General features: G+C 43.3%; 10 protein-coding genes. 5 read left to right on the plus strand and 5 right to left on the minus strand.

Annotated features, from left to right (window positions below; genetic code table 11):
* Positions 1–86 precede the first annotated feature (86 nt).
* Both malZ and R7P67_RS12545 read left to right on the plus strand, forming a co-directional pair.
* Positions 87–1,913, plus strand: coding sequence for a maltodextrin glucosidase (malZ, locus tag R7P67_RS12540; RefSeq protein ID WP_262653389.1), 1,827 nt, complete (start codon positions 87–89; stop codon positions 1,911–1,913).
* Between the two features lie 174 nt (positions 1,914–2,087).
* Positions 2,088–3,548: a sensor domain-containing diguanylate cyclase gene (locus R7P67_RS12545; protein WP_318085999.1), complete on the plus strand. Its 1,461-nt coding sequence runs from the start codon at positions 2,088–2,090 to the stop codon at positions 3,546–3,548.
* A 51-nt stretch (positions 3,549–3,599) separates the two neighbouring features.
* Here R7P67_RS12545 and dusC read toward each other — a convergent pair whose 3' ends face one another.
* Complete coding sequence (dusC, locus tag R7P67_RS12550; RefSeq protein WP_167415359.1) at positions 3,600–4,559, minus strand: tRNA dihydrouridine(16) synthase DusC; 960 nt, start codon at positions 4,557–4,559, stop codon at positions 3,600–3,602.
* Between the two features lie 170 nt (positions 4,560–4,729).
* Here dusC and R7P67_RS12555 point away from each other — a divergent pair, with 170 nt between their 5' ends.
* Positions 4,730–5,347, plus strand: coding sequence for a YecA family protein (locus R7P67_RS12555; protein WP_005380818.1), 618 nt, complete (start codon positions 4,730–4,732; stop codon positions 5,345–5,347).
* A gap of 79 nt (positions 5,348–5,426) precedes the next feature.
* Here the strand turns inward: R7P67_RS12555 and dsbB are convergent, their stop codons facing one another.
* A complete protein-coding gene (dsbB, locus tag R7P67_RS12560) occupies positions 5,427–5,963 on the minus strand; it encodes a disulfide bond formation protein DsbB (RefSeq protein WP_031781113.1) in 537 nt (178 codons plus the stop codon).
* A gap of 83 nt (positions 5,964–6,046) precedes the next feature.
* On the minus strand, positions 6,047–7,633 hold the full coding sequence (gene nhaB, locus R7P67_RS12565; RefSeq protein ID WP_005380822.1) for a Na(+)/H(+) antiporter NhaB: 1,587 nt from the start codon (positions 7,631–7,633) through the stop codon (positions 6,047–6,049).
* 639 nt (positions 7,634–8,272) lie between these two features.
* Between nhaB and fadR the strand changes: the two genes are divergently transcribed.
* Positions 8,273–9,112: a fatty acid metabolism transcriptional regulator FadR gene (gene fadR / locus R7P67_RS12570; RefSeq protein WP_005380824.1), complete on the plus strand. Its 840-nt coding sequence runs from the start codon at positions 8,273–8,275 to the stop codon at positions 9,110–9,112.
* Positions 9,113–9,222: 110 nt separating this feature from the next.
* Here the strand turns inward: fadR and R7P67_RS12575 are convergent, their stop codons facing one another.
* Together R7P67_RS12575 and metG are read right to left on the minus strand one after the other, a co-directional pair.
* Positions 9,223–10,032, minus strand: a complete 810-nt coding sequence (locus tag R7P67_RS12575; protein WP_104976018.1) for a hypothetical protein — start codon at positions 10,030–10,032, stop codon at positions 9,223–9,225.
* A gap of 210 nt (positions 10,033–10,242) precedes the next feature.
* Entirely contained in the window at positions 10,243–12,318 is a 2,076-nt protein-coding gene (gene metG / locus R7P67_RS12580) for a methionine--tRNA ligase (RefSeq protein ID WP_062730503.1), read from the minus strand.
* A gap of 162 nt (positions 12,319–12,480) precedes the next feature.
* Between metG and apbC the strand changes: the two genes are divergently transcribed.
* Positions 12,481–13,557 (plus strand): iron-sulfur cluster carrier protein ApbC, encoded by a 1,077-nt coding sequence (gene apbC / locus R7P67_RS12585; RefSeq protein WP_104979556.1) that lies wholly within the window; start codon positions 12,481–12,483, stop codon positions 13,555–13,557.
* Positions 13,558–13,708 lie beyond the last annotated feature (151 nt).

Consider the following 13,708-nt stretch of genomic DNA (forward strand, 5'->3'; position numbering starts at 1 on the left):
GCTGATATGTCAACTCGCAAGGAGGATTTCTTGTCTCTAATTCTTCAATAACATAGTGGCATATCCGATGACGAGGAGTGCCCATAATGAACCTGCCATTTATTTTTCATAGTCAAACTATTGATGGTTTAGCTTTTAATGACGAGCAAATTACAGTCAGACTGAAAACCGAGACATTGGATTTTGATTCCGTCTATGTGCGTATTGAGCCGGACAATGAAGAATATCTGGTCGACATGGCTCAAATTGGAACAGCTGGGGAATTGTTACTATGGGAGGCATCGTTTCGACCAAATCGAGATCGAGATGTCACACATTATGTGTTTAAGATCCTCAAAGACGGACAACAATACTGGCTCGATGCACGGGGTGTGCAAAAGCGTATTCCACCCAAAGAGTTCCACTTTAAGTTGAATGTAAACCATCAACCACCAAGCTGGGTCCAAGAGCAAGTTTTCTATCAAATCTTTCCTGACCGTTTTTCTGCTAGTAAAAGTGAGTCTGATATTCGCCACGCTTATGTTCAGTATGATTCTGCATCGGTCGTCAAGGCGTGGGGAGACGCGGTAGGCTCTCACCAAAATACCGGGGCACGTGAATTCTTTGGCGGCGACCTCAAAGGTGTAGAACAAAAGTTGGACTATCTTGAACAGCTCGGCGTTACTGCGCTTTATTTCAATCCGATCTTTTCTTCACCAAGTAATCATAAATACGACACCACTGATTACTTCACTGTTGACCCTATGTTCGGCACCAACGATCAGTTTGCTGAACTGTGTGAGAAAATCCGTGGTAAGAATATGAAGATTGTCTTAGACGCGGTGTTTAACCACACGTCAGTGCATCATCCTTGGTTTGATATCCAACAAAAAGGAGAAGGAGCATATGGCAATCCGCAGTCAAAGTTCCGTGATTACTACTTTTTCGAAGGCGAAACCAATCACTACATTGGTTGGAAAGGCATTGGTAACTTACCGGTTCTGAACTTCGAAAATGAACAGGTGCGCGACTACATCTACCAAAGTGAAGAGTCTGTCATCAAGTACTGGCTGAAGCCACCGTACTTGGTTGATGGCTGGCGGTTTGATGTAATTCATATGCTTGGCGAAGGGGACGGCGCGAAAAACAATGCTCATTATGTGGCAGCGTTTCGTAATGCGACTAAGTCAGTAAAACCGAATGCTTATGTGTTAGGTGAGCACTTTTTTGAAGCAACGCAGTGGTTGCAAGGTGATCAAGAGGATGGGGCGATGAACTACTACGGTTTTGCTCATCCAGTCCGAGCTTTTATCGCACGACAAGACATTATGTACGATCCAATCAACATTGATGGTTTGGAGTTTAAAGCATGGTTGGACGAAGCCAGAGCAAAAATCCCATTTTCTAATCAGCTATCGCAGCTAAATCAACTCGATAGTCACGATACTGCTCGGTTTATCACATTGGTTGATGGTGATAAGCGTAAAATGAACATCGCGCTAGCAATGCTTATGACTTACGTTGGCACGCCTTGTATTTACTACGGGAGTGAAGTCGGTCTAGAAGGAGGTCTAGACCCGGATAATCGTCGCTGTTTTCCTTGGAATGAAATCGAAAGTTCACAATGGCTATCGCTTTACCAACAATGGATCAAGATACGTAAACAATGTAAGCCTTTACAGTCGGGCTGTATTCAATGGCTGCATTGCACTAACAACCAGTTGGCGTACGCACGTGTACTAGGTCGTGAAGCAGTCGTTGTTATGATTAATCTCAGTGGTAATGAATGTTCAATCGATTTACCTATGTGGCAACTGGGCTTGGAGGTTAGCCAAGTTGTATCGTTGTTAGATGACACAGAACAGGTTGATTATAAAGGTCATATCTCTGTCAATATGTCTGCACAGAGCTGCAAATTATGGCGACTAAAGTGACACCACACTCTATATTGATTAAACTCCTTTAATATATAAACGGTCTCAAACAGCGCGCACACATTTGTTTGGTCTCTTGTTATCTGGTGCTGCATTGCATGCGTCACCAGATAACGAGTATCAATTTAATAGCAGTCATAAGAGACTATTGACCTTTCATATGTATGGTACTCAATGGTAAACCAAAGGCGATTTAGCCTCTCATTTGTCATCTTTTTTCCTCTGGCGTTATTTGTAGTGGTTTTACTCGTGACAACGAAAAATTACTATGATGCGGTTAACCGCTATATCGATTCTGAGTATTCGCGTATCGAGCGTGCAATGTCTCGCGGTATTAAAGTACTCACGGCTTTAGATTACAGCTTCACCAACTATACCAATTACGCTAACCCACTGTTTGAAGAACATAATTCTTTAGTCAAAGAAGGGCTTTGTTATCTTTGGCCTATAGATGTGTTATTACTCGAAAGTGTTTATAGTGAAGGGTTACCTGCGGTTGACCTTGATTATATGATCGTAGGGGACGAAAGCTTATGTCAGCAAGGTTCAACGATTAACCAGTTAGCTGAACAAAAGGCGGGTTTTGCGCCGTCATTGTCATTTCTGCACGATATTGAATCGCACATTGTTGGAATCCATTACATTGACAAGCGCGGTTACGTTATCTCCTCACCCGATACCTACGCAAAAAATTTCACAAGAGAGCTTTTGTCAACGCTAAAAGCCCGACCTTTTTGGCAAAAAACCGCGCAAGATAAAGTGAACATTACCTTGGCTGGACCAGGGCCTGTGTTGGACTCGATGGAAGGTCAAGTCATTAGTATGACGGTACCCGTCTATGAGAAAGGAGAACACCAAGGTGTTTTGTCTATTGATTTTGACATCAATACGCTTATGGCTTCGTCGCTAGGTCTTGTAGGTCAGTTTCATTTGGTTTCCAATTTACAATCCATTCCTTCAAACAGTACACGAACCAAACCAGTCGAGTTAGAGCGATTGAGTGCGAATCACAGCATGTACTACGAGTACAACCTTTGGGATGAAGCTAAGAACCTAGCGGTTTTTGAAAAATACAGCCTTATTGTCGCACTATTTATTTACGTGCTGAGTACCGTCGTCTTGTTCTATGTGAATATGCATAGCGAGCGACGTTACTTTAAAGAACTGGCAGCAAGAGACCCAATGACCAGCTTATTGAATCGTCGAGGTATGCAAACCGTGTGGCGTAATAAGATGACAAAAAAACAGGTTGCTTTAGCAGTGTTCGATATTGATAACTTCAAGAAGATCAACGACACCTATGGTCATGATGTCGGTGATTCTGCAATTCAGCTTGTTGCAAAATGTATACGTGAAAATATTCGCCATACCGATGTTGCCTCAAGGTTTGGTGGCGAAGAATTCGTTTTAGCGATTTATGACGAAGATTCAGAAGGCATTAAACTCATTTTAGACAGAGTAAAAAAAGCCATAGATGAGCGCTCGATACGCGTAACGAAAGAAGGCTTTACGATCTCTGGCGGTGTGGTGTTTAGTAAAGAGAGCCGAGTAGAGAACTTTGATGAATTGTTTAAAGCGGCGGATGAAAAGTTATATCAAGCCAAAAGTACCGGCAAAAATAAGATCTGTTACTAGGATTTAGGTACAAAAAAGGACGAGATATTCGTCCTTTTTTGTGTTCGGGAGTTATGCAACCTGAGAGTTTAAGTCATCGCGGTAGCGTTGAATATGCTCAACAATTGGTGCGGCTTTATTGAACGTTCTGATTTCTCTAAATAGGTCTTTTGCTTCAGGATAAGCCTGACGCAAATAAGAGAACCATTGTTTTACGCGGTTTGGGTAATACAAGCCTTTATCGCCTTTCATCTCAAACTTGGAGTAATAGATGAGCAACTCAACCACCTCGGGCCATGACATTGGCTGGTGGTTATGTTTTACCATATTGCCTAAGTTAGGGATATTGAAAGCGCCTCGGCACACCATCAAAGAGTTAACGCCAGTCGTTTCAATGCAACGTTGACCGTCTTCATAATTCCAAATTTCACCATTCGCTATCAGTGGGATATAGAAACGTTCGCGAATTTGGTTGATGTAATCCCATTTTATCTCAGAAGCTTTATAACCACCTTGTTTAGTACGTGCGTGTACGGTCAATTCATTTGCGCCAGCAGACTGAATGGCATCGACAATTTCAAAGCAATCTTCAGGGTTTTCCCAGCCAAGACGAATTTTTGCAGTTACGGGAATGGCTTCTGGAACGGCTTCTCGACAAGCTTTAACCACACGGTGAATGAGCTCTGGATGTTGGAGTAGCGCTGCTCCACCTTTACTTTTGTTGACCATTTTGGCTGGGCAACCAAAGTTTATATCAATGCCTCTTGCGCCAAGATTTGCCGCTTTAATTGCGTTCTCAGCCATCCAGTTCGGTTCTTGTCCCAACAATTGCACATGTACTGGCACACCAGATGCAGTCTGAGAACCTTGCAACAGCTCTGGGCATAAACGGTGAAACACATGATCGGGTAATAGCTGGTCGATTACGCGAACAAACTCCGTAACACACAGGTCATAGTCGTTTATCTCGGTCAGGATTTGGCGCATCAAATGATCTAAAACGCCTTCCATTGGGCCTAGTACAACTCGCATAGCTTGCCTAATACAGTTTGGTGGTAAAAAAGAGGGCGATTGTAGCGATGTAAGTTAAGTTTGTCATTAAAAGACTCGAAGACCCCAATGCCGTCAAACACACAACGTTAGGTTACGTGCTTTTGAGCTCTGAGGTATAATGCCGCCAAATTTATGGGAAACCAGATGTCATGCAATACACATTGATTGAAAAAGGTGAAGTTCACGTCGATGAATCTTGCCTATTTATCGAAGGCGCAGTGTTAGCTGCGAATCTGACGACAAAACCACTCGCTCCTGAAAAGTGGTTAGAGCCGCTATTAGGTGAGGGATTCAAAGCGATTCAACCAGCTGTGGAAGAGCAAATTCACAAGCAGCATAACCGAATTCAACGAAACGAATATTCCGTGCTAGAGCTAACAGGCAAAGAACCTGAACAACTTGCTGATTTTGCCGAAGGCTTTATGTCTGTTTGGCCAATGATTGAAGAACAATGGCAAGACGTTGAGCTCAATGATGGATTACAGCGTATGCTGCAAGCATTACTGACCACTTTGATGCTGGCTATCGATGAGCCAGCAACGCAGCAACAGATGCGCGACGCAGGTATTGAAACGCCACCGGCCCTGACAGATTTAGTCGATCAGCTTGATTTAATGGTCGGTGAAGTCGCGCTGGGCGCGGATGAGTTAATGGTAGGCAATAAAGCTCAAAGCCTAAACCCATTCAAAGGTATCGGGCGCAATGATCCCTGTCCTTGTGAGAGCGGAAAAAAATTCAAGCAGTGCTGTGGTCAATCACGCGGCTAAAGCGAATCGCCGCGCTATCCACTTAACAAAAAGCCGACCAGATGGTCGGCTTTTTGTTAATTTTTACGCGTCAGTAGGATTAACGAATTGGATTAACGGGTTTTGCTGGGAAGAATTGTGCAATTACAATTAATGCCAAAGCGATTAAATTGCCTGCAAAAATTACTACTAACCATTGTGGCATTGATAAATCAAGGAGCTGCCACACAACCTTAGAGCAATCACCATATGCTTCAAACATCCAAGGAACCCACTGATTGAGCGGAGCCCAGCTGGGGAATGTGACGAATAAATCGCAAGTCGCGAATGGTGATGGATTAAACTGGTAGTCAACGTGCTGCATCGCAAGTAACAAACCCTTGTAAGCACTTAATCCCCAGCCTATCAAACCTAGCCAGCGGAAAATTGGGTTCTTGGGTGCCAATATACCAACCATTGCAGCGACGCCCACTCCCATCATCGCGACTCTTTCATAAATACACATGACACATGGTGCAAGCATCATGACGTGCTGAAAATAGAGGGCACATGCTTCAAAGAAAACGACGAATAGCAGAAGCAGTAGCCACGATAAACGTCCCTTTGAAAACTGGTTAAGTGAATTTAAAATAGTCACGTTTTTGTTCCTGTCTGAAATAGAAAAAGCTCTGAATACTCAGAGCTTTTTATCGTGGATAAGTTTCCTAATCAACTCAAATTTTAGTGACCACCGGATACTACGGGAGTCAGATCACCACTATGAGGTAAAATCCAACCAGCTTCGTAGAAAGAAGCTGTTGCAGGCTCTAGGAAGAACATGATTCCCATCAGACCGACAATCGCAAGAACGACGGTGTAAGGCAGCGCCATGATAACCATTCGACCGTAAGACAGACGAATTAATGGAGCGAGAGCCGATGTGAGTAAGAATAGGAATGCCGCTTGACCGTTTGGCGTTGCAACAGAAGGCAGGTTAGTACCAGTATTGATTGCCACCGCCAGTAAGTCGAACTGATCACGAGTAATGAGACCCTCAATGAGTGCAGTTTTTACTTCATTGATGTAAACCGTACCAACGAACACGTTATCCGACACCATAGATAATAAGCCATTCGCCACATAGAACAGAGCTAGCTGAGTACCTTTATCTTCAACGGCAAGCACCGCATCGATGACTGGTTTAAACAGCTCTTGGTCAATGATTACAGCAACGATCGAGAAAAATACTGCAAGCAGTGCAGTGAAGGGCAGGGCCTCTTCAAACGCTTTCCCCATGGAGTGCTCTTCAATGACACCAGTAAATGCGGTCGCTAAAATGATCACAGAAAGGCCAATTAAGCCGACAGCCGCTAAGTGCAAAGCGAGTGCAACGATCAACCAAACCGCAATAAGACCTTGAACCCAGAGTTTTGCGACATCTTGATTTGTTCGCGTTTTACGCTCTTCACGGTCAAAATCGACGAGGATCTGACGAACGTTGTTAGGAAGCTTCGCGCCGTAGCCAAACACTTTAAGCTTTTCAACTAAAGCACAAGTGATGAGACCACAGAAAAATACAGGGAGTGTCACTGGAGACATACGGATTAGGAATTCACCAAATAACCAACCCGCTTGGTCTGCAATAATTAAGTTTTGAGGTTCACCAACCATCGTGGTTACGCCACCTAAGGCAGTACCTACACCAGCATGCATCAACAAAGAGCGCAAAAAGGCACGATAGTTTTCTAGGTCATCACGCGTTAGTTCAGTGATCGTGTCATCTTGTGTATGGTCATGGTCACCGATAGGGTTACCAGACGCCACTTTGTGATAGATAGAGTAAAAGCCGATCGCCACGCTGATAACAACGGCGATAACCGTCAAGGCATCCAAAAACGCAGACAAAAATGCCGCAGCAAAGCAGAACGCGAGTGATAGTAGGGTTTTAGAGCGAATGCCAAGTAAAATTTTGGTAAAAATGAACAGCAATAGCTGCTTCATGAAGTAGATGCCCGCAACCATAAATACCAGAAGTAGCAGTACTTCGATATTTGCTACTAATTCGTGCTTAACTTGCGCAGGGCTAGTCATGCCGATAGCAATGGCTTCAATAGCAAGTAAACCGCCAGGTTGTAATGGGTAGCATTTTAATGCCATTGCTAGCGTGAAAATAAATTCAGCGACCAACAACCATCCAGCTACAAATGGGTTTATTAGGAAGAATACAATCGGGTTAATTATTAAGAAGGCTATAATGGCAACTTTGTACCAATCAGGCGCTTTACCAAGGAAGTTCTTGATAAAAGCGTTTCCGAGCGATATCGGCATGATAATTCTCTTTATAACAAAATTATGAATAGACACTACAATAGTGCTTAAGTATCTGTTTGTTAGACTTATTAACTAGTCTTTAAAAACAATAACTTAGTAAAACAACAATCCTTTGTTTATTGTAGTCTTGCCAAGTTACTTCCCCTGAACTCAAGCACCGCTCACTTTCGACCGCAAACTCTACACTCAGGCATTTATTAGTCAATAACAAAACGTGATGCTACCGACTAAAATGACTTTTTAAATGTAATAACGCGATCAAAACGGCGTTACTATACCATGAAAGTCTTAAAAAAATCCTCTTGGATTTTAAATGACGGTCAGTGACGAGAAAAGGCAAATTAAGAAAGAATATTAACTGTGATATACAAAGTAATTTTTCATATTTTGAATATAAAAATGTGACACGGTTGTCTTTATTTCTCCGAGATTTGTGAGCTGTTTAATTAAATGAAAATTCATATTTTACTGCTTTCGCTCGCATGTTAGAGCCTCTTAAATTGACACAACATATAGAGTATTAACTCTATGTTATGGAGTCGTTTCCACTATTGATCGTAAATTTTCTCAAACCGCTAAGTAGTGGTATGATGAGTAGTATCGACCCTCAGAAATCAATATTGGATAAAAAGTAGAATGGTCATAAAGGCGAAAAGCCCTGCGGGATTCGCAGAAAAATATATTATCGAGAGCATTTGGAACGGCCGTTTTCCTCCAGGCTCAATTTTACCTGCTGAGCGCGAGCTGTCCGAACTGATTGGTGTTACTCGAACGACTTTAAGAGAGGTTCTTCAACGACTAGCCCGTGACGGATGGTTGACTATCCAGCACGGCAAACCTACGAAAGTTAACCAATTTATGGAGACCTCTGGTCTGCATATTTTGGATACTTTAATGACGCTAGACGTTGATAATGCGACAAACATTGTAGAAGATCTGCTTGCGGCACGTACTAACATCAGTCCTATCTTTATGCGCTATGCATTTAAAGCGAACAAAGAGAGCTCTGAGCGTACAATTAAGAACGTAATCGAATCTTGTGAAGCTTTAATGAATGCGGCTTCCTGGGACGAATTCATCGCTTCTTCGCCGTATGCTGAAAAAGTTCTGCAGAATGTGAAAGAAGATAACGAGAAAGATGAAGCGAAGCGTCAAGAAATCTTGATTGCTAAAACGTTCAACTTTTACGATTATATGCTTTTCCAGCGCCTAGCATTCCATTCAGGAAATCAAATTTACGGTTTGATCTTTAATGGTTTGAAGAAGCTCTACGATCGTGTCGGTAGCTACTACTTCTCAAATCCAGCTTCTCGTGAGCTAGCTCTGAAGTTTTACCATCAATTGCTCGAAACTTGTGAAAGTGGCCAGCGTGAGCAACTACCAGTAGTGATTCGTCATTATGGTATGGAAAGTGCGTTGATCTGGAACGAAATGAAAAAGCAATTACCAACGAACTTCACGGAAGACGACAGCTAAGCGCTGACAAGTTGGATAAGCGAAAACCGCAGTGCCTTAGGCCTGCGGTTTTTTTGTTTTTATTTATAAGTCGGCGACGAACCAAGCTCAAATAACAAGGTATGGAACGTTTATCCTGCTAGCGAGAGTCTGGGTAACGGAAGATATAATGACTCTACGACATCTGAAAGGACATGGTCGTAAGTATTGAAGATGGTCAATGACAAGTCCGATGTGACGCCATAAAGCTCTGCTTCTGTTAAGTCGACATGACTCCCTGTCACGTATTCATTTAGCGTCTGTATTGAGCGCGTGGAAGCAGGAGAGGTAATGCTAAGTGGAGCGATAACCGCTAGTTGGTTTAGCTTACGCATCATGACCGATGCATAGTTTTTGAAACGCTCATTTCCGCCTTGTTCTCCTAGATCTTGAATGCTGATTCGTAACTGAGTCAGGGTCTCCAAGCTATCCATAATGTTTTGCCAGTTCATGTGATACTCATTATGCAAGTCATCTCTTTGTTCAACCGCTAGCCATGCGATGGTTACTTCATCCATCAAAAACAAGCAATGACGAATTAACTTACCATGCTCCATCTGGTTTCTTGCAACACTATGGTCATTCCATTGTTCAAGTAGTTTCCCTACTTTAATCTGTAATACGCGGTACATGGGTTTGTTTTCAAACCGTGAGGTTTCGACTAAAAGATGAAGCTTGTTAGTCAGAGCATCATTAAGAGCGTCCAATTTTTGTTGATCGTTTTGTTGGAATTGAAGCGAGTAGTGAGTAGCAGCTCGGTGGTGTCTCAGAAGGTGAACAACATCTCGTAATAATGTTAACAGCTGATATTTTCGCGCATGTTGCTGCTCTCGTTTAGAAGATAAGTGATATATTCCGGCTAAAATAGCGATGGACAATAGTGTGGAAATCAAAACAAACATAACCAACTCCTTGTTAGTGTTTGGACCTAACAAGGAAGATTGCAGTTTTGATGCCACTAATTAAATTCTATTAAAACAGTAAGTTAGGCTTGTGATGGGAAAGGTGCTGTACAAGTTTGGTGCACAAATTCCCCAAAAGTGTGAATTCAGTCAAAAAAAGTCCCCGCTGAACTGGCGAGGACTTTTTAAATTTGATCGTAAAGCTACAACTTACATTACGCGCATGCCAGGTTGAGCGCCTTCGTGTGGCTCAAGGATCCACAGGTCGCTACCACCAGGGCCTGCCGCTAGGATCATACCTTCAGACATACCAAACTTCATCTTACGAGGTTTTAGGTTTGCTACCATTACCGTTAGCTTGCCTTCTAGCTCTTCAGGTTTGTAAGCTGACTTGATGCCAGAGAATACCTGACGAGTTTCACCACCGATGTCCAATTGGAACTTAAGCAGTTTGTTGGCTTTTGGTACTTCTTCACAAGAGATGATACGAGCGATACGCATATCTACTGCAGCAAAAGCATCGAACTCAATCTCTTCAGCGATTGGTTCTTTGTCTAGCTCGGTTTGGCTAGCCTTGTTCTTTTCCGCTTCAGCTTTCTCTTTCGCCGCCATTTCTGCCGCCGCATCTTCTTTAGACGCTTCGATCATCGCTTCAACATTCTTCGGATCGATACGGTTGAACAGTGCTTTGAACTTAGTGATCTCGTGGCCTGTTAGTGGAGCAGCGATGTTTTCCCAAGTTAGCTCTTGGTTTAGGAACGCTTCAGTACGCGCAGCTAGCGATGGCATTACTGGTTTCAGGTAAGTCATCAGTACGCGGAACAGGTTGATACCGACAGAACAGATGTCTTGTAGTTCCTGATCTTTTCCTTCTTCTTTTGCTACAACCCACGGTGCTTTTTCATCAACGTATTGGTTAGCTTTGTCTGCCAATGCCGTGATTTCACGGATTGCACGACCAAACTCACGCGTTTCGTAAAGCTCAGCGATACGGTCAGCAGCAGAAACAAATTCGTTGTAAAGTTCAGGCTCTGCAAAGTTGTCAGACAGTTTGCCTTCAAAACGTTTCGCGATGAAACCTGCGTTACGAGATGCCAGGTTAACGATCTTGTTAACAACGTCAGCGTTTACGCGCTGAGTGAAGTCTTCAAGGTTAAGATCTAGATCGTCGATACGGCTGTTTAGTTTCGCAGCGTAGTAGTAACGTAGACACTCAGGGTCTAGGTGCTCTAGGTAAGTGCTTGCTTTTACGAACGTACCTTTAGACTTCGACATTTTTGCGCCGTTTACGGTTACGTAACCGTGTACGAATACGTTGTTAGGCTTGCGGAAGCCAGAACCTTCTAGCATTGCTGGCCAAAATAGGCTGTGGAAGTAAACGATGTCTTTACCGATGAAGTGGTACAGCTCTGCTGAGCTGTCTTTTTTCCAATACTCGTCGAAATCTAGGTCGTCGCGCTTGTCACATAGATTTTTGAAAGAGCCCATGTAGCCGATAGGCGCGTCTAGCCACACGTAGAAGAATTTGTTCTTCTCACCAGGGATCTCGAAGCCAAAGTATGGTGCGTCACGTGAGATATCCCATTGCTGCAAACCAGATTCGAACCATTCTTGCATTTTGTTCGCTGTTTCAGCTTGTAGCGAGCCAGAGCGAGTCCACTCTTTTAGCATGCTTTCAAACTGAGGTAGGTCGAAGAAGAAGTGCTCTGAATCTTTCATTACTGGCGTCGCACCAGAAACCGCAGATTTAGGATTGATCAGTTCTGTTGGGCTGTAAGTCTCACCACAGTTGTCACAGTTGTCACCGTATTGGTCTTCAGACTTACATTTTGGACAGGTACCTTTTACGAAACGGTCCGGTAAGAACATCTCTTTTTCTGGATCGAACAGCTGAGAGATAGTACGACTAGAGATAAAGCCATTTTTCTTCAACTCAAGATAAATGTGTGACGCTAGCTCACGGTTCTCATCTGAGTGTGTGCTGTGGTAGTTATCAAAGCTGATATCAAATCCAGCGAAGTCTTTTTGGTGCTCTTCGCTAACTGCGGCAATCATTTCTTCAGGAGTAATACCCATCTGTTGCGCTTTAAGCATGATTGGCGTGCCGTGAGCATCGTCAGCACAGATGAAGTTTACAGTGTTGCCGCGTAGGCGTTGGTAACGAACCCAAATGTCCGCTTGGATATGCTCAAGCATATGACCAAGGTGGATCGAACCGTTAGCGTACGGAAGGGCACAAGTTACCAGCATTTTCCTTGACGGAAAGTTTTTTGGATCGTTTGCCATACTTAATATTCGCTTTTCTTGATAGGTATAAATAAATTTTGATGGATAATACTACCCCATGAACTGACTAACTCCAAGGTGTCAAACTGCGGAATGCCTTAGTTTTTTTGGGGTTCTGGTTGAGCCTGGACGGTGGTAGCATGACATCTAAAAGGAGGGCTTATGCATCAGTTCACTTCAAAACAAGATTTTTGTCACTGGTTTAACCAATTCCAACATCCACAGTTGGTGGAAAACTGGGCAGATATTCATGGCGCAATTTCGATTACGACACAGGGTTCTATTGATATAACGTTGTCATTCGCAAGTAATGAGCTTCAAACCGTACTGCATGACTGGATCAAACAGCAGCAAGCCTCGGGTAAAGTGGCTGAATTCCCATTTAATATTCGCCTTGGAGTTAAAGCTTTAGAAACTCAAGTGGCTAACTCGGTTAAGGGTGTTAAGAACATCATTGCCGTCAGTTCTGCGAAAGGTGGCGTTGGTAAATCTACTACCGCAGTTAACTTAGCGTTGGCAATTGCTCAATCTGGGGCGAAAGTGGGATTGTTGGATGCAGATATCTATGGTCCGTCTGTACCTATGATGTTGGGGCAAGAAGATGCTAAACCAGAAGTTCGTGATGGCAAGTGGATGGAACCCATTTTTGCTCACGGCATCTATACTCATTCTATCGGTTATTTGGTGGATAAATCAGAAGCGGCGATATGGCGCGGTCCAATGGCTTCAAAAGCGTTGTCGCAGTTATTAACTGAAACAGATTGGCCAGATTTGGATTATTTGGTGATTGATATGCCGCCAGGTACAGGGGATATTCAATTGACTCTGTCACAACAAATTCCGGTAACAGGTAGCGTGCTAGTCACAACACCGCAAGATTTAGCCCTTGCCGATGCAAGGAAGGGAGCGGCAATGTTTAACAAAGTCCATGTCCCGGTTATTGGTGTTGTGGAAAACATGAGTTATCACATTTGTAGTCAATGTGGCGCGAAAGAGCATATTTTTGGTATGGGCGGAGCTGAAAAAATGTCACAAGAATTTGGCTTAGCATTGTTAGGACAAATTCCGCTTCATATCTCTATGAGAGAAGATATTGACGCTGGCGTGCCAACGGTAGCAAGACGCCCAGAAAGTGAGCATGCAGGGTATTATAAGCAACTTGCCGATCGCGTATGTAGCACGATGTTTTGGCAAGGCAAAGCAAAACCAGATGCGATTAGCTTTACAATGGTGAACTAAGTTTACTATGCCTGCTGGTTGATAATTGCACATTTTAACGTTTGCTCGGAGGTTAATCCTCTGAGCAGGCAGAAACTTATGACTAAACCCTAATTCCAACTAGTAACTATGGGGTGAACTCCCTATAATCAGGCAGTTTATCTTTTTATGT

Source organism: Vibrio sp. Vb0937 (genome assembly GCF_033338855.1).